15 protein-coding genes are annotated in these 16773 nt (G+C 62.1%); 4 read left to right on the top strand and 11 right to left on the bottom strand.

Annotation, left to right across the window (positions count from 1 at the left end; translation table 11 throughout):
* Positions 1–8: 8 nt before the first annotated feature.
* Both folB and folK read left to right on the top strand, forming a co-directional pair.
* Positions 9–362 (top strand): dihydroneopterin aldolase, encoded by a 354-nt coding sequence (gene folB / locus MF6396_RS16055; RefSeq protein WP_043863746.1) that lies wholly within the window; start codon positions 9–11, stop codon positions 360–362.
* Positions 353–862 carry a 2-amino-4-hydroxy-6-hydroxymethyldihydropteridine diphosphokinase gene (folK, locus tag MF6396_RS16060; protein WP_043863747.1) on the top strand — a complete coding sequence of 170 codons (510 nt, stop codon included), beginning with the start codon at positions 353–355 and terminating at the stop codon, positions 860–862. Before folB ends, folK begins: the two co-directional genes overlap by 10 nt.
* Before the next feature lie 47 nt (positions 863–909).
* On the opposite strand, the gene MF6396_RS16065 is transcribed toward folK, so the two are convergent.
* From MF6396_RS16065 to MF6396_RS16115, 11 genes are all read right to left on the bottom strand, one after another.
* A complete protein-coding gene (locus tag MF6396_RS16065) occupies positions 910–2139 on the bottom strand; it encodes a multifunctional CCA addition/repair protein (RefSeq protein WP_078480888.1) in 1230 nt (409 codons plus the stop codon).
* Between the two features lie 64 nt (positions 2140–2203).
* A complete protein-coding gene (locus MF6396_RS16070) occupies positions 2204–3766 on the bottom strand; it encodes a SpoVR family protein (protein ID WP_043863749.1) in 1563 nt (520 codons plus the stop codon).
* On the bottom strand, positions 3763–5034 hold the full coding sequence (locus MF6396_RS16075) for a YeaH/YhbH family protein (protein WP_043863750.1): 1272 nt from the start codon (positions 5032–5034) through the stop codon (positions 3763–3765). Before MF6396_RS16075 ends, MF6396_RS16070 begins: the two co-directional genes overlap by 4 nt.
* 123 nt (positions 5035–5157) lie before the next feature.
* Positions 5158–7080 carry a PrkA family serine protein kinase gene (locus MF6396_RS16080; protein WP_043863751.1) on the bottom strand — a complete coding sequence of 641 codons (1923 nt, stop codon included), beginning with the start codon at positions 7078–7080 and terminating at the stop codon, positions 5158–5160.
* Between the two features lie 281 nt (positions 7081–7361).
* The gene (gene glpE / locus MF6396_RS16085; protein WP_078480890.1) at positions 7362–7691 is read right to left on the bottom strand and encodes a thiosulfate sulfurtransferase GlpE; all 330 of its coding nucleotides are present in this window, start codon (positions 7689–7691) and stop codon (positions 7362–7364) included.
* An 11-nt stretch (positions 7692–7702) separates the two neighbouring features.
* The gene (locus MF6396_RS16090) at positions 7703–8578 is read right to left on the bottom strand and encodes a symmetrical bis(5'-nucleosyl)-tetraphosphatase (RefSeq protein ID WP_054915960.1); all 876 of its coding nucleotides are present in this window, start codon (positions 8576–8578) and stop codon (positions 7703–7705) included.
* The gene (gene apaG / locus MF6396_RS16095) at positions 8578–8958 is read right to left on the bottom strand and encodes a Co2+/Mg2+ efflux protein ApaG (protein ID WP_043863754.1); all 381 of its coding nucleotides are present in this window, start codon (positions 8956–8958) and stop codon (positions 8578–8580) included. The genes MF6396_RS16090 and apaG overlap by 1 nt, the downstream gene beginning before the upstream one ends.
* Positions 8959–9063: 105 nt before the next feature.
* A complete protein-coding gene (gene rsmA / locus MF6396_RS16100) occupies positions 9064–9864 on the bottom strand; it encodes a 16S rRNA (adenine(1518)-N(6)/adenine(1519)-N(6))-dimethyltransferase RsmA (protein WP_043863755.1) in 801 nt (266 codons plus the stop codon).
* Entirely contained in the window at positions 9861–10850 is a 990-nt protein-coding gene (pdxA, locus tag MF6396_RS16105; protein ID WP_078480892.1) for a 4-hydroxythreonine-4-phosphate dehydrogenase PdxA, read from the bottom strand. The genes rsmA and pdxA overlap by 4 nt, the downstream gene beginning before the upstream one ends.
* Positions 10847–12163 (bottom strand): peptidylprolyl isomerase, encoded by a 1317-nt coding sequence (locus MF6396_RS16110; RefSeq protein WP_043863757.1) that lies wholly within the window; start codon positions 12161–12163, stop codon positions 10847–10849. Before MF6396_RS16110 ends, pdxA begins: the two co-directional genes overlap by 4 nt.
* A complete protein-coding gene (locus MF6396_RS16115) occupies positions 12144–14948 on the bottom strand; it encodes an LPS-assembly protein LptD (RefSeq protein WP_078480893.1) in 2805 nt (934 codons plus the stop codon). The genes MF6396_RS16110 and MF6396_RS16115 overlap by 20 nt, the downstream gene beginning before the upstream one ends.
* A gap of 130 nt (positions 14949–15078) precedes the next feature.
* On the opposite strand from MF6396_RS16115, the gene MF6396_RS16120 reads away from it, so the two are divergent.
* Positions 15079–16104 carry an aminoglycoside phosphotransferase family protein gene (locus tag MF6396_RS16120; protein WP_078480895.1) on the top strand — a complete coding sequence of 342 codons (1026 nt, stop codon included), beginning with the start codon at positions 15079–15081 and terminating at the stop codon, positions 16102–16104.
* Positions 16101–16772: an N-acetylmuramate alpha-1-phosphate uridylyltransferase MurU gene (murU, locus tag MF6396_RS16125; protein ID WP_078480896.1), complete on the top strand. Its 672-nt coding sequence runs from the start codon at positions 16101–16103 to the stop codon at positions 16770–16772. Before MF6396_RS16120 ends, murU begins: the two co-directional genes overlap by 4 nt.
* Position 16773: the final 1 nt, after the last annotated feature.

Below are 16773 nucleotides of genomic sequence, written 5' to 3' on the forward strand. Positions count from 1 at the left end.
AGAAGTGCTTGGACAGAGTGTTCATCGAAGGGCTGGAAGTCGACACCGTGATCGGCGCCTATGACTGGGAACGCGGTATTCGCCAGTGCCTGCGCCTGGACCTGCGGTTCGCCTGGGACAATCGCCCGGCAGCGGCCGGCGACGACCTGAGCCTGGCCCTGGACTATGCCAGCGTCACGGCACGTATCCAGGCATTTGCCGAACAGGCCAGCTATGAGCTGGTCGAGACGTTCGCCGAACGCCTGGCCAAGGTGCTGATGGACGAGTTCCAGATTCCCTGGCTGCAACTGAAGCTGACCAAGCCTGGCGCCATCGCGGCGGCAAGCGGGGTGGGCGTGGAGATCGAGCGCGGATGTCTCTGACCCCGGTATACCTAGGCCTTGGCAGCAACATCGAGCGCGAGCGGCACCTCGGCGCCGGGCTCGATGCGCTGGCTGCGATGCTCAGGGACATGCGCTGCTCGACGGTGTTCGAAAGCCAGGCGGTGGGCATCAAGAGCGGGCCGTTTTTCAATCTGGTGGTCACCGGCCTGACCGACCTGCCATTGCTTGAACTGGACCGTCGCCTGAAGTTCATCGAGGCCGACAACGGCCGTTATGCTCCGGATCGCAAGGGGCTGCCGCTGGATATCGACGTGCTGATGTATGGTGACCTGCACGGCAGTTTCGACGGCCTGGTGTTGCCAAGGGCCGAAATTCTCAAGAATGCGTTCGTCTTGTGGCCATTGTCGCTGATCGCGCCGGAACTGGTGCACCCTGGAGCAGGCAAGAGCATGGCCCAGCTGTGGCAGCAGGCGCAGATCGACCAGGTACTCGAACCGGTGCCATTCACCTGGAATGGCAAGGCGCTGCCGCTGGACTGACGGTCAGGGGCGGCATCAGGAATCGCTGCCCTTGCCGGCCTATCGATTCAGGGTTTGGCGCTTTCCTTGTAGGCCTTGAGCGCATTCAGCCGCTCGCGCTTGATCGCCTCGCCCAGGCCCTGGCCGGTGAAGCCCTTCTCTACCAGTGGCTGCACCGCCACTGCCCGCGCGGCGTCTGCTGCGCCACGCAGGTAGGCGGCCTGTGGATAATCACGCTCCTCCAACCCCAGTCGCCCGCGCGCGTCCATTTCGCACGCGGCGATGAACTCTTCAAAGCGTTGCGGGCGCCGGTACACGTCGAAGCGCTGCAGCAACTCCAGCAAGGTCGATGCCTTCAGCTCCAGGGCCCGGTGGCCATGGGTATGGTACTCGCCCACCAGCAAGGCCAATTCCTGGCAGTCGCGCGGTGCCTTGAAGCGCTGGTTGACCGCCTTGATCGCCTTCAGCCCGCGGTGCTCATGGGCGATATGCCGCGGCCACTCCTCTTCGGGGGTCAGGCCTTTGCCCAGGTCATGCAGCAGGCAGGCCCAGCGTACCGTCAGCGGCTGGTTGTGACGGGCCGCCTGCTCCAGCACCGACAGGGTATGCACGCCGGTGTCGATTTCAGGATGATGCGCCGCAGGTTGCGGAACGCCGAACAGCACGTCGAGTTCGGGCATCAACTGCTTCAGCGCCCCGCAATCACGCAGCACCTGAATGAACACCTGGGGTTGCTCTTCCATCAGGGCGCGGGCGATTTCCTTCCAGCTGCGCTCGGCGGTAAGGGCTTGCAGTTCACCCGACTCGCTCAGCTCGCGCATCAGTGCGAGGGTTTCGGGGGCTACCTGGAAACCCAGCCCGGCATAGCGCGCAGCGAAACGCGCTACGCGCAGCACACGCAAGGGATCTTCGGCGAACGCGGGGGAAACGTGGCGTAAAATCCGGTCTTGGAGATCCTGCTGGCCCTTGTACGGGTCGGTGATCCGGCCCTGTTCGTCCTCGGCCATTGCATTGATGGTCAGGTCGCGCCGCACCAGGTCTTCTTCCAGTGTGACCTCGGGGCTGGCATGGAAGGTGAAGCCGCCATAGCCGCGCCCGCTTTTGCGCTCCGTACGCGCCAGTGCATATTCTTCACCGCTGTGAGGGTGAAGGAAGACGGGGAAGTCGGCCCCCACCGGACGATAGCCCTGGGCCTGCATCTGCTCGACCGTCGCACCCACCACCACCCAGTCGATATCGGTGACCGGCCTGCCCAGCAGGCGGTCGCGCACGGCACCACCGACTTTATAGATCTGCATGAAAAAACCTCCGTTGAGGCCACAGGATACCCTGTCTGGCCACAACGGAGGTTGGCGCGGGCGGCTACAGGTGGACGACAGCCAGGTCCAGCCGTCCGTAGTCACCTTCGCCGTGTTCGCCCTTTGGGGGGACGTGGTGGGTCTTCATCACCTGGTCGCCTTGCAGGGTCTCCAGATGGATGTCGAAGCCCCACAGGCGGTGCAGGTGCTTGAGCACCTCGTCGGTGGAGTCGCCCAGCGGTTTGCGGTCATGTTGCTGGTGACGCAGCGTCAGCGAGCGGTCGCCACGCCGGTCTATGCTCCAGATCTGCACGTTGGGTTCGCGGTTGCCCAGGTTGTATTGCGCGGCCAGGATCTCGCGGATGGTGCGGTAGCCTGCTTCGTCGTGGATGGCCGGTACCAGCAGGTCGTCCTTCTGGTCGTCGTCCAGGATGCTGAACAGCTTGAGGTCGCGAATCACCGTGGGCGACAGGTACTGCAGGATGAAGCTCTCGTCCTTGAAGCTGCTCATGGCGAACTTGATGGTCGACAGCCAGTCGCTGCCGGCAATCTCGGGGAACCACCGGCGGTCTTCCTCAGTGGGGTGCTCGCACATGCGCCGGATGTCGCGGTACATGGCAAAACCCAGGGCATAGGGGTTGATGCCGCTGTAATAGGGGCTGTCGAAGCCTGGCTGGAACACCACGCTGGTGTGCGACTGCAGAAACTCCATCATGAAGCCCTCGGTCACGAGGCCCTCGTCGTACAGGTCGTTCATCAGGGTGTAGTGCCAGAAGGTCGCCCAGCCTTCGTTCATCACCTGGGTCTGGCGTTGCGGGTAGAAGTACTGTGCGATCTTGCGCACGATGCGCACGATCTCGCGTTGCCAGGGTTCGAGCAGCGGGGCGTGCTTCTCGATGAAGTACAGGATGTTTTCCTGCGGTTCGGCCGGGAAGCGCGCGTTGTCTTTCTCGTTGTACTTGTCGGTGCCCTTGGGAATGGTGCGCCACAGGTCGTTGATCTGCTTTTGCAGGTGTTCTTCGCGGTCCTTCTGGCGGCGACGCTCTTCTTCGGCGGAGATCGGGTAGGGCCGCTTGTAGCGGTCGACGCCGTAGTTCATCAGGGCATGGCAGGAGTCCAGCAGGTCTTCCACCGCGTCGATGCCGTGGCGCTCCTCGCACTGGGTGATGTACTGCTTGGCGAACACCAGGTAGTCGATGATCGAGCTGGCGTCGGTCCAGGTGCGGAACAGGTAGTTGCCCTTGAAGAAGCTGTTGTGCCCGTAGCACGCGTGCGCTACCACCAGCGCCTGCATGCAGATGGTGTTCTCCTCCATCAGGTAGGCGATGCAGGGGTCGGAATTGATCACGATTTCGTAGGCCAGGCCCATCTGGCCGCGACTGTACGATTTTTCTGTGCTCAGGAAATGCTTGCCGTAGGACCAGTGGTGATAGCCCAGCGGCATGCCGACCGACGCATAGGCGTCCATCATCTGCTCGGCGGTAATCACCTCGATCTGGTTGGGGTAGGTGTCCAGGGCGTAGCGCTCGGCCAGGCGACTGATTTCGCGGTCGTATGCCTGGATCAGCTCGAACGTCCACTCGGACCCGGTGGAAAGGGGTTGGCGCTTCTGCTCTCTGGCGGTCATGTGGCTAACCTGCGCTGGAAGAGTTCACGGAAGACCGGGTAGATATCGCCGGCCGACACCAGCTGCTGCTGGGCGAAGGTATCGGCGAAGGCTTCGCCGATGCGTTCGTATTCGAACCACAAGGCCTGGTGCTCGCGAGGGGTGATCTCGACGTAAGTGTAGTACTGCACGAACGGCATGATCTGCTTGGTGAGGATCTCGCGGCAGATGGGCGAGTCGTCGTTCCAGTTGTCACCGTCCGAAGCCTGGGCCGCGTAGATGTTCCATTCGCTGGCCTGATAGCGCTCGGCCATGATTTCCTGCATCAGTTTCAGGGCGCTGGAGACGATGGTGCCGCCCGTCTCGCGGGAATAGAAGAACTCTTCCTCATCCACTTCGCGCGCGCTGGTGTGATGGCGGATGAACACCACCTCGATCTTGTCGTAGTTTCGCTTCAGGAACAGGTACAGCAGGATGAAGAAGCGCTTGGCGATGTCCTTCGTGGCCTGGGTCATGGAGCCGGACACGTCCATCAGACAGAACATCACGGCCTTGGAACTGGGGTTGGGCTGCTTGACCAGCAGGTTGTACTTGAGGTCGAAGGTGTCGAGAAAGGGTACGCGGTGGATACGTGCACTCAGACGTTCTATTTCCCCTTCGATTTCCTGGATATCGCCGAAGTTGTCCGGCTCTTCGCGCTTCAGACGTGCAAGTTCTTCCTGGGCGGCGCGCAGTTTGGCGCGGCTGCTGCCCGACAGCGCAATGCGCCGCGCATGGGCTGAGCGCAGGGTGCGGATGATATTGATGCGCGAGGGGTTGCCTTCATTGCTGATGCCCGCGCGCACGGTCTTGAAGGTGTCGGTGCCGGTCAGGTGACGCTTGACCAGGTTGGGCAGCTCGAGGTCTTCGAACATGAACTCGAGGAATTCTTCCTGGGTGATCTGGAAGACGAACTCGTCCATGCCTTCGCCGGAATTGCCGGCCTTGCCCTTGCCGCCGCCTCCACCGCCGCCCTGCGGACGCGCGATATGCTCGCCGGCGGTGAACTCCTTGTTGCCCGGGTGTACGACGGTCTGCTTGCCGCCGCGTCCATGGTGCAGTACCGGTTCGTCGATATCCCGGCCAGGAATGCTGATCTGCTCGCCATGCTCCATGTCGGTGATGGAGCGACGGCTCACGGCCTCTTCGACGGCCTTCTTGATGTGGTCACGGTAACGCCGCAGAAAGCGCTGGCGGTTGACCGTGCTCTTGTTCTTGCCGTTCAGGCGTCGGTCGATCACATAGCTCATAGGCCCCTCCGGGAGTAGGCAGTAGCTGCAAGCTTCAAGCTTCTAGCTTCAAGATGGGCAGCGCTGTCGCTGCAGGCCCGGCGCGTACTCCGGGCTTGCCGCTGACAGCCTGACGCTTGCCGCTTATTGCGATTTCCTGACCCGCAGGTACCATTCCGAGAGCAGCCGGACCTGTTTGTCCGTGTAGCCGCGTTCGACCATTCGCGTAACGAAGTCGTTGTGCTTCTGCTGGTCCTCCTTGCTCGCCTTGGCGTTGAAGCTGATGACCGGCAGCAGGTCTTCGGTATTGGAGAACATTTTCTTCTCGATCACCACCCGCAGTTTTTCGTAGCTCAGCCAGGTCGGGTTCTTGCCGTTGTTGTTGGCCCGCGCGCGCAGCACGAAGTTGACGATCTCGTTGCGGAAATCCTTCGGATTGCTGATGCCAGCCGGTTTCTCGATCTTCTCCAGCTCCTCGTTGAGGGCGATGCGGTTGAGGATCTCGCCGGTTTCGGGGTCGCGGTACTCCTGGTCCTGAATCCAGAAGTCGGCGTACAGCACATAACGGTCGAAGATGTTCTGCCCGTATTCGCTGTAGGACTCCAGGTAGGCGGTCTGGATTTCCTTGCCGATGAACTCGATGTAGCGCGGTGCCAGGTATTCCTTGAGGTAGCGCAGGTAGCGCTCGCGCACCTCGGCCGGGAACTGTTCCTGTTCGATCTGCTGCTCCAGCACGTACAGCAGGTGCACCGGGTTGGCCGCGATTTCATGGGGGTCGAAGTTGAACACCTTGGACAGGATCTTGAAGGCGAAGCGGGTCGACAGGCCGTTCATGCCTTCGTCGACACCGGCCGAGTCGCGGTACTCCTGGATCGACTTGGCCTTCGGATCGGTGTCTTTGAGGTTCTCGCCGTCATACACGCGCATCTTGGAGTAGATGTTCGAGTTCTCCGGCTCCTTGAGGCGCGACAGCACCGTGAACTGGGCCAGCATCTTCAGGGTGTCGGGTGCGCAGTGGGCCTTGGCCAGGGAGCTGTTGAACAGCAGCTTGTCGTAGATCTTGATCTCGTCGCTCACGCGCAGGCAGTACGGCACCTTGACGATGTAGATCCGGTCGATGAACGCCTCGTTGTTCTTGTTGTTGCGAAAGCTGTGCCATTCCGATTCGTTGGAGTGGGCCAGCAGAATCCCGGAGTAGGGGATGGCGCCGAGGCCCTCGGTGCTGTTGTAGTTGCCCTCCTGGGTGGCGGTGAGCAGCGGGTGCAGGACCTTGATCGGTGCCTTGAACATCTCGACGAATTCCATCAGGCCCTGGTTGGCCCGGCACAGTGCGCCCGAATAGCTGTAGGCGTCGGCGTCGTTCTGCGGGAATTCCTCGAGCTTGCGGATATCGACCTTGCCCACCAGCGCCGAGATGTCCTGGTTGTTCTCGTCGCCCGGCTCGGTCTTGGCCACGGCGATCTGGTTGAGGATCGAGGGGTAGAGCTTGACCACCTTGAACTGGCTGATGTCGCCGCCGAACTCGGCCAGGCGCTTGGTCGCCCAGGGCGACATGATGGTGTTCAGGTAGCGGCGCGGGATGCCGAAGTCCTCTTCGAGGATGGCGCCGTCCTCGGTGGCGTTGAACAGCCCCAGCGGGGACTCGAACACCGGCGAGCCCTTGATGGCGTAGAAGGGCACCTTTTCCATCAGTTGCTTGAGTTTTTCAGCCAGGGACGACTTGCCGCCACCCACCGGGCCGAGCAGGTAGAGGATCTGTTTCTTTTCCTCCAGGCCCTGTGCGGCATGGCGGAAGTAGGAAACGATCTGGTCGATGCATTCTTCCATGCCATGGAAGTCTTCGAAGGCGGGGTAGCGCCGGATCACCTTGTTGGAGAAGATCCGCGACAGCCGCGAATTGTTCGACGTGTCGACCAGTTCCGGCTCACCAATAGCCATCAACAGGCGTTCGGCCGCCGACGCATAGGCACTACGGTCCTGCTTGCAGAGCTCAAGATACTCCTGCAGCGAGAGCTCTTCCTGACGGGTGGACTCGAAACGTTGTTGGAAGTGGCTAAAAATACTCATGACGTCACCTCGCTCGATACGTGGAGCCGACGTCGGATCGATCAGTTGATGCTGGCATGCAGACGGCACTGCCGCCTGCTGTATACCCCCCAGAACACCCTTGGAACCTTACCGATGACCCGCACGCCGGTGTACCGGCTCTCCCCTTTTTGGATGGCCTGGGCTTAAGGATAGTTGGTAATCGGCGAGGTCAAGGGCGGTTGGGCGATTAGTTCGCCACGACCGTTCGTCTGGTCTGGCGCGAGCCCGCGCAGGGCGCGGGCTGCAGGCCAACAAAAAAATTATTCGGCAGAGCCCTGGGCGGTTTCTGCCGGGAAGGTGGCGCGCCACAGCTCGAAGCCGCCGTCGAGGCTGTAGACGTCGGAAAAACCCTGGCTGACCAGATACGCGGCCGCGCTCTGGCTGGAGTTGCCGTGGTAGCAGACCACCACGGTGGGGGCGTCGAGGTCGGCGCCGCGGATGAAATCGGCGACCGACTGGTTGTCCAGGTGGCGGGCGCCGGTGATGTGGCAGTTGGCAAAGGTGGGCTGGTCGCGGATATCGACCACCACGGCGCCTTGCGCACGCAGCGCCTGAGCCTGCTCTGGAGGGATACGTTTGAATTCGCTCATGGGCGGGTCCTTCAGGATTGATCGGCTATTCTAGCCGGTTGCACGGGGCTGGCCAGCGGGCGAACGGTGCCTTCTTCGGTGCACTCGCAGCGGTGGTACTGGCCGGTATCGACATTGAACAGGGTCATCGCACCGCCCCACACGCAGCCGGTATCCAGTGCGTACACGCCTGGCTCGGTGCAGCGGCCCTCGAGGGCTGCCCAGTGTCCAAAGATGATCTTCACGTGACGCGAGCGACGGCCCTTGTGGGCGAACCACGGTTTGTAGCCGGGTGGGGCGGTGTCGGCGCCTTCCTTGCCCTTGAGGTCCAGTTTGCCCTCGGCGGTGCAGAAGCGCATGCGGGTGAAATAATTGGTGATGACCCGCAGGCGTTCGACCCCGCCCAGGTTCTTGCTCCACTTGTTCGGCTCGTTGCCGTACATGCCGTCCAGATAGAGCTTGAGCCGATTGTCATCGCGTAGCACTTCTTCGACCTCGCCAGCCAGCTCCAGCGCCTTGCCCAGGGTCCACTGCGGTGGAATGCCGGCATGCACCATCGCCACGCCGCGCTGCTCGTCGTAATGCAGCAGCTTTTGCCGGCGCAGCCAGTCGAGCAGTTCGTCGGCATCCGGGGCGTCGAGAATCTCGCGCAGGGTGTCGCTTTTCTTCAGGCGCTCGATGTTATGCCAGGCGGCCAGCAGGTGCAGGTCGTGGTTGCCCAGCACGCACACCAGCGAGTCGCGCATGGCGTACAGATAGCGCAGGGTTTCCAGCGACTCGGGGCCGCGGTTGACCAGGTCGCCGACCAGCCACAGGCGGTCGACCGACGGGTTGAAGTTCACCCGCTCGAGCAGGCATTTGAGCGGTTGCAGGCAGCCCTGGAGATCGCCGACGGCATACACCGCCATCAGTGCAGCGACCCGGGTACGGCCAGGCGGAACGCCTTGATCGGGGCCTCGAAACGGATGCCATCCTCGGCGAACATCTGATAGCTGCCTTCCATGGTGCCCACCTGGGTGCTGAGCACGGCACCACTGCTGTAGGTGTGGCTCTGGCCAGGCTCGATCAGCGGCTGCTGACCGATCACCCCGGCGCCCTTGACCTCTTCCACCTGGCCATCGCCATTGGTGATGAGCCAGTGACGCGACATCAGCTTGGCCGCCACCGAACCGTTGTTGTGCACGGTAATGGTGTAGGCAAAGGCAAAGCGGTCGTTTTCGGGATCGGAATGTTCTTTGAGGAAGCGGGTGACGACGTCGACGTCGACCTGATAGCGGGGATCGGACATTCAAGAGGGCCTTGGCAACAGACGCGAATACGGCAATGGCATCAGTCTAGGCTATCGGCGGGGTTGCCGGCCAGTCATGCGGGCATGACCGGCCGTTATCAGGTGTTACTGCGGCTGTTCGGCCAGCTTGTCGGCCAGGCGCACGAAGGCGGCCAGGTCCAGTTGCTCGGGGCGCAGGCTGCCATCGACACCGGCGGCGGCGATCTCGTCGCTGCTGAGCAGGGCCTTCAAGGTGTTGCGCAGTGTCTTGCGGCGCTGGTTGAACGCTTCGCGCACGATGCGCTCGAGCAGGCGATGGTCCTTTGCCGGGTGCGGCAGGGTGGTGTGGGGCACCAGGCGCACGATGGCCGAATCGACCTTGGGCGGTGGGTTGAACGCCCCCGGGCCGACGTTGAACAGGTGTTCCACGCGGCAGTGGTACTGCACCATGATCGACAGGCGGCCCCAGTCGCCACCGCCCGGGCCGGCGGCCAGGCGCTCGACCACTTCCTTCTGCAGCATGAAGTGCATGTCGCGGATCAGCTCGGCGTTGGCCAGCAGGTGAAAGATCAGTGGGGTGGAGATGTTGTACGGCAGGTTGCCGACCACCCGCAGGCTGCGCGGCGCGGCGCCCAGGCTGGTGAAGTCGAACTTGAGCGCATCGCCCTGATGCAGGCGGAAGTTGTCACGGCCGGCGAACTGCTGGTTGAGGATCGGTACCAGGTCCTTGTCCAGTTCCACCACATCCAGCTGGCCGCCGCTGTTGAGCAGGCCCTGGGTCAGGGCGCCCTGGCCCGGACCGATTTCCAGCAGGCGCTCACCTGCCTTGGCGCTGATCGAGCGCAGGATGCGGTCGATGACGCCGGCGTCGTGCAGAAAGTTCTGGCCGAAGCGCTTGCGCGCCTTGTGTTGGTATTGCTCGGTCATAAATGGGTCTCGGCCATCTGGTAGGCGGTTTCCAGTGCTACCTGCAGGCTGCCGGTGTCGATCCTGCCGGTGCCGGCAAGGTCCAGGGCGGTGCCGTGGTCCACCGATGTGCGAATGATCGGCAGGCCCAGGGTAACGTTCAAGGCGGCGCCGAAGCCCTTGTACTTGAGCACCGGCAGGCCCTGGTCGTGGTACATCGCCAGCACTGCGTCGCAGTGCTCCAGATATTTGGGGGTAAACAGGGTGTCGGCAGGCAACGGGCCGCGCAGGTCCATGCCTTCGCTGCGCAGGCGCGCCAATGTCGGTTCGATGATGTCTATTTCTTCGCTGCCCAGGTGGCCGCCTTCACCCGCATGCGGGTTGAGCCCGCACACCAGGATGCGTGGCTGGGCGATGCCGAACTTGCTCTGCAGGTCGGCATGCAGGATCCGCGTGACCCGCTCCAGGCGTTCGGCGGTGATGGCGTCGGCCACTGCGCGCAGCGGCAGGTGCGTGGTCACCAGGGCCACGCGCAGCCCGCGGGTGGCAAGCATCATCACCACTTGCGCAGTGTGGGTCAGCTCGGCGAGGAATTCGGTATGCCCGGAAAACGCAATGCCGCTTTCGTTGATCACGCCCTTGTGCACGGGCGCGGTGATCATCCCGGCAAAGTGCCCGTGAAGGCAGCCCTGGCCCGCACGGGTCAGGGTTTGCAGTACGAAGGCGGCGTTGCGTTTGTCCAGCTGCCCGGCGACTACCCGGCTTGCCAGCGGCGTGTCCCACACGTACAGGCTGCCCGCAGGGGCAGGCGCATCCGGGAAGGCGTCGGGGCTGACAGGCAGCAGCGTGACGGCCAAGCCCAGTTGCGCGGCCCGCTCGACGAGCAGGTCACGACTGGTAATGGCGATCAGGGGGTGGGGCTGGGCGTGCTCGGCGAGCAGCAGGCACAGGTCAGGTCCTATGCCGGCCGGCTCGCCGGGTGTCAGGGCGAAGCGCTGGTGTTTCACTGGGCTGCCTGGTCGGCGCCAGGAAGCTTGATTTCAACATAGGCTTCGTCGCGGATCTGACGCAGCCAGCTTTGCAGCTCTTCGTCGTACTTGCGGTTGCGCAGCACGTTCATGGCTTGCTGTTCGCGTGCCTGTTCGGTGCTGTCGGTGGAGCGACGACCCAGGACTTCCAGTACGTGCCATCCGTATTGGGTCTGGAACGGCTTGGACAGCTGACCCTGAGGGGTGCTGGCCATGACTTCGCGGAACTCGGGTACCAGTGCGTTCGGATCGACCCAGTTGAGGTCGCCGCCATTGAGCGCTGAACCCGGATCTTCGGAGAAGCTCTTCGCCAGCTCGGCGAAATCTTCGCCGGCGCTGATGCGTTCATAGAGCTTTTCCGCCAGTTGCTGGGTGGCGGCTTCGCTGCGCACTTCGCTTGGCTTGATCAGGATGTGGCGAACATGCACTTCGTCGCGCAGTTGTGTCTGGCCACCGCGCTTTTCCTGCAGCTTCAGGATGATGAAGCCACCTGGTGTGCGTACAGGCTCGGTCACGTCACCCACAGCCATGGTGCTGAGCAGGCGATCGAAAGGAGGTGGCAGCTGGGCGGCCTTGCGCCAGCCCATCTCGCCACCTTCCAGTGCGTTCTCGCTGGCCGAACGGGCAGTCGCCAGCTGGGCGAAGTCGGCGCCTTGCTTGAGCTGCTGGTAGATCGCGGCGGCTTGCTGGCCAGCCGCCTGGATAGCCGCCGAGTTGGCGCTTTCCGGGGTCGGGATCAGGATGTTGGCCAGGCGGAACTCTTCGGACAACTGCATCTTGCCCAGGTCCGAGGCGAGGAAGTTCTTCACTTCCTGTTCCGAAACCTGGATGCGTTCGGCTACCCGGCGCTGGCGCACGCGGCTGATGATCATCTCGCGACGGACCTGCTCGCGGGCGTCATCGAACGACAGGCCGTCATGGGCCAGGGCCGCACGGAACTGGCTCATGTTCATGCCGTTGCGCTGGGCAATGGTGTCCATGGCCTGGTTGAGTTCTTCGTCGGTGATGCGGATGCCGGAACGATCGCCAATCTGCAGTTGCAGGTTTTCCACGATCAGGCGCTCCAGCACCTGCTGGTCGAGCACGCCGGGCGGAGGTGTGGCGCCGCCGCGCTTGGCGATGGTCTGTTCGACCTCGCGCACGCGCTGGTCCAGTTGGCTTTGCATGACCACGTCGTTGTCGACGATGGCCACCACCTTGTCCAGGGTCTGCACCGCGGCGTGCGCGGTGCTGCTCAGTAATACAGCGCCCAGCATCAGCGGGCGCAGACAGTCAATAAGCTTGGTCTTCACGTGCACGGTAACCTTGAATGCCTTCGTCGAGGAAAGTTTCGACCTTTTTACCCACTACACCACCGAGGCCTTTCAGCACGATCTGCAGGAAGATCCCATGGTCGCCTTTTTCGTTGGAGGGTGCGTCCTGACTGAACTCGTCGTAGTCGACCCAGTAACGGTTGATCAGGCGCAGCTTCCAGCAGCAGTTGTCATATTCGAAACCGCCCATGGCTTCCAGGGTGCGGTTGCGGTTGTAGTCGTGCTGCCAGCGGGCGATTGCGGTCCACTGCGGAACGATCGGCCACATGACGGAGAAGTCATGCTGCTGGATCTTGTAGTAGTCCTTGACGTAGCCCGGTTGGCCTGGGGTGCCGTAGTCGCCACCACCCACCTGCCATTGGCCGGTGCTCTGGTTGTAACGCACTATGTCGTTACGATAGCGATAACCCAGGTTGACGATCTTGTTGACATTGTCTTCCGGCTGGTAGTGGAACATGGTGCTGCCGGAGCGTGTGCTGTGGCTGTCCGGGTCCCAGTTGAAGTCGGATCTCAAGCTCCAGTCCCGGTTAAAGCGATACTCGTGTTCCAGCGCGTAGGGCGAAACATTGGCTTGCGCGTCATCACGGTTTTTATAGTAGATGCCAGGCAACTGAACCTTGCGGTCCTTGAAGTACATAGCTTGACCAATGCTGACGCGCATACGTTCAAAGCCGTTTTCTTCAATCCAGCGGTTTGTTACGCCCAGCGACAACTTGTTCTCGTCGCCGATGCGGTCTGAACCACTGAAGCGATTGTCACGGAACAGGGATGAGTAGCTGAACGTGCTTTCGCTGGTATCAAATACCGGGATGTCGTTCTGATCCCTGTATGGCACGTTCAGGTAGAACAGACGTGGTTCCAGAGACTGACGGTAGTTGTTGCCGAACCACTGGGTATCACGGTCGAAATACAGGCCGCTGTCGACACTGAAGATCGGTACGTTACGACTTTGTGAGCTGCTGAACGACTCTCGAGTGTTCGAGTTCAGGTTCTGGTTACTAGCCAGAAAGTCTTTGCCTTGCTGGTCTAGATCAAGGTCGTACCGGGTGTAGGCATACTTAACGGACGGCTTGATAAAGCCATAACTCCATTCCATCGGAAGGCTGACCTCAGGTACGGCGTTGATTCGATTGCCGTTGGAGCGAGCCAAGCCCCTGACTCGTTCGTCATAACGAAGTTCTGGGTTACCATTTTTATCAATGAAATTGCCGTTACGTAGATCACGCTCGAAGCGTACGAACTCGGTCTTGTAGGCGAAGTCCAGGCCACCAGGGTTGTACGGCAGCTTGCCGTTGAACGTAACCTGCGGCAGGCGCCCGTAAGGAGTGATCTTGCTGATGGTCGCCAGCTTGTAGTCCTGCACATTCAACCGCGCAGTGTAATCGTCGCCTCGATAGGTCAACGCACCTTGCTGGTTGATGTAGTCCTGGCTCTGTACGCCGATCTGATCCGATTCCAGATCCTGGAAATAGTACGGATCGCTGATGTCGGTGTAATCGACCTCGGTCATCAGGCGCTCGTCCAGGCCACCCTTGTGCTGCCAGTTGATCAGCCAGCGTTTTTCCTTGTAGTCGGACTGGCGCTTGCGCTCGTCCTCCTCGTCATTCAGCCACGCACCACCGAACTGCCCTTCGCTGGACTTGGTCAGGTAGCGGAACTCGCCTTCCATCAACAGGCCGCGCTTGGCCATGTAGCGTGGATACAAGGTGGCGTCGTAGTTCGGTGCCAGGTTGAAGTAGTACGGAGTGACCAGCATGAAGCCGGTGTCGCTGCTGGTACTGAACGATGGCGGCAGGAAGCCGGACTGGCGACGGTCATCGATCGGGAAGTAGATGTACGGGGTGTAGAACACCGGTACATCCTTGACCCGCAAGGTGACGTTGGTCGCGGTACCGAAACCGGTGGCCGGGTTCAGCGTGATGTTGTTGCCCTTGAGCTGCCAGGCGTTGCTGTTCGGCTCGCAGGTGGTGTAGGTACCGTCCTTGAGGCGAATGATCGCGTTTTCGGCACGCTTGGCGTACAGCGCGTTACCGCGGATACGCGATTTGTGCATCACGTACTCGGCGTTGTCGACCTTGGCTTCACCGGTGGCGAGTTGGATGTCGGCGTGATCGCCAACCACCAGCGAACCGTTGTCGCGGATCTTCACGTTGCCGCTCAGTTCGCCACGGTTCTCGGCCTGATACAGATTGGCCTCGTCGGCCTCGACCTGCATGCTGCCCTGGCGCATCACCACGTCACCGGCGAGGGTGGCGATCTGCTGCTCCTGCTGGTAACGCGATACCTTGGCACCGATGAAGGTCGGCGCCTCGTCCTTGGGCGTGGTGTCATCCATGCCCGGACGGGTTGGCTCGATGTAGGCCCCGGAGCAATACGGGCCGGCTTCGGCGAGCTGGGCAGGGGTCAGCTGATCGCGTGGTACCCAGTCCAGATGGCTGTAGTCGGCGCTGCGTGCCTTCAGGCCGCGCCCCTTGGTTTCGGTGACGAGTGCTGGGCCCTTGCCCGCCGCTTCGGCACTGCCGTCGGCGCTCTGGGCAGGCGTTTCGCCGGCCGAGCTGACCGCCGCACCGTCATGCACAGGGCGTGGTGGCAGGTTCGCGGTGCTGGTCTTGGGCTTGCAGTCCCAACCTCCGGCAGCGGAAACTTGGCAGTCGAACTGCTCGGCAGCCACCACGTACGACGTGGCCAGGGGTTGCATCGCCAGCAGACCGCCGGTGACGAGCAACGGGAATTTTTTACGAAACGCGGGGGATTTCAATGCCATCTTATTAGTCCGGGCTTCCTGCGTGCCATCTGCCCGCGTGTGGGGCCGCACGCCTCTCGATGGTCTGAAAAAGATGCTGGATAATAAAGCATGACCCGCTTGACGGCTAGGGCCGTCGGAGACCCATGTAATGCCCGAACATGATGTACGCCTGCAACACCTGAATGTATGGCTGGCCGAACAGCTGGCAAATCTTTTCCATAAACAGGGCTGGGGTCCGGTTCCAGCGGGCTGCCTGACCGCTGCCAGCAGCGACGCGAGCTTTCGCCGCTACTTCCGCTGGGCCGCCGAAGGACGCAGTTTTATTGTGATGGATGCCCCGCCGCCGCAGGAAAACTGCCGGCCTTTTGTGGAAATTGCTCATTTATTGGCCAGCGCCGAGGTCAATGTGCCGCAAATTCACGCTCAGGATCTCGAGCGCGGCTTCCTGCTGCTGAGTGATCTGGGCAACCACACCTACCTCGATGTGATCACCAGCGACAACGCCGATGGCCTGTTCGACGATGCCATCCAGGCGCTGCTGGCCTTCCAGCAACTGCCGATGCAGGCGCCGTTGCCCAGTTATGACGTGGCCCTGCTGCGCCGCGAGCTGGAGCTGTTCCCAGAGTGGTACGTGGGCCGTGAACTGGGCCTGCAGATGAATAATGAGCAGCAGGCGGCCTGGCAACGCATCAGCAGCCTGCTGATCGACAGCGCCCTGGCCCAGCCCAAGGTGCTGGTGCACCGTGACTATATGCCGCGCAACCTGATGCAGAGTGTGCCCAACCCGGGCGTGCTGGATTTCCAGGATGCGGTGTACGGCCCGGTGACCTACGACATCACCTGTCTGTTCAAGGACGCCTTTCTCAGTTGGCCGCAGGCACGGGTAGAGGGCTGGCTCAAGGACTACTGGCAGCGGGCGCAGGCTCTGGGCGTACCGGTGCAGGCCGATTTCGAGGACTTCCAGCGTGCCAGCGACCTGATGGGCGTGCAGCGCCACCTCAAGGTGATCGGCATCTTCGCGCGCATCTGCCACCGTGACGGCAAGCCGCGCTACCTGGTCGATGTGCCGCGGTTCTTTGCTTATATAGATGAAGTGATCGCCCGCCGCCCTGAGCTGGCCGAGCTGGATGAACTGATCGACAGCCTGCAGGCCGCAGGCGGGGCGCGCGCATGAAGGCGATGATTCTGGCCGCAGGCAAGGGCGAGCGCATGCGCCCGCTGACCCTGCATACACCCAAGCCGCTGGTGCCGGTGGCCGGCGTGCCGTTGATCGAGTATCACCTGCGCGCCCTGGCGAGGGCGGGCTTCACCGAGGTGGTGATCAATCATGCCTGGCTGGGACAGCAGATCGAAGAGCACCTGGGCGATGGCGCGCAACTTAGCCTGAGCATCCGCTATTCCGCCGAAGGCGAACCACTGGAAACCGGTGGCGGGATCTACAAGGCGCTGCCGCTGCTTGGCGACGCGCCTTTTGCGCTGATCAACGGCGACATCTGGACCGAGTACGACTTCAGCCGCCTGCCTGCGTCGCTGTCCGGGCTGGCGCACCTGGTGCTGGTGGACAACCCGGGCCATCACGGCAAAGGTGACTTCCGCCTGCAGGCCGGGCAGATCAAGGATGCCGACGCGGTTTCGCCGACCTTGACCTACAGCGGGATCGCCGTGCTGCACCCGGAACTGTTCGACGGTTGCCAGGCCGGCGCCTTCAAGCTGGCACCGCTGTTTCGCCAGGCGATGGCCAAGGGCCTGGTCAGTGGGGAGCATTTCACTGGCCAGTGGGTGGATGTCGGTACCCTCGAACGCCTTGCCGAAGTCGAGCGCCTGCTCGCCGAGCGCCGCTGAC

Source organism: Pseudomonas sp. MF6396 (assembly GCF_002018915.1).
Classification (GTDB): Bacteria; Pseudomonadota; Gammaproteobacteria; order Pseudomonadales; family Pseudomonadaceae; genus Aquipseudomonas; species Aquipseudomonas palmensis.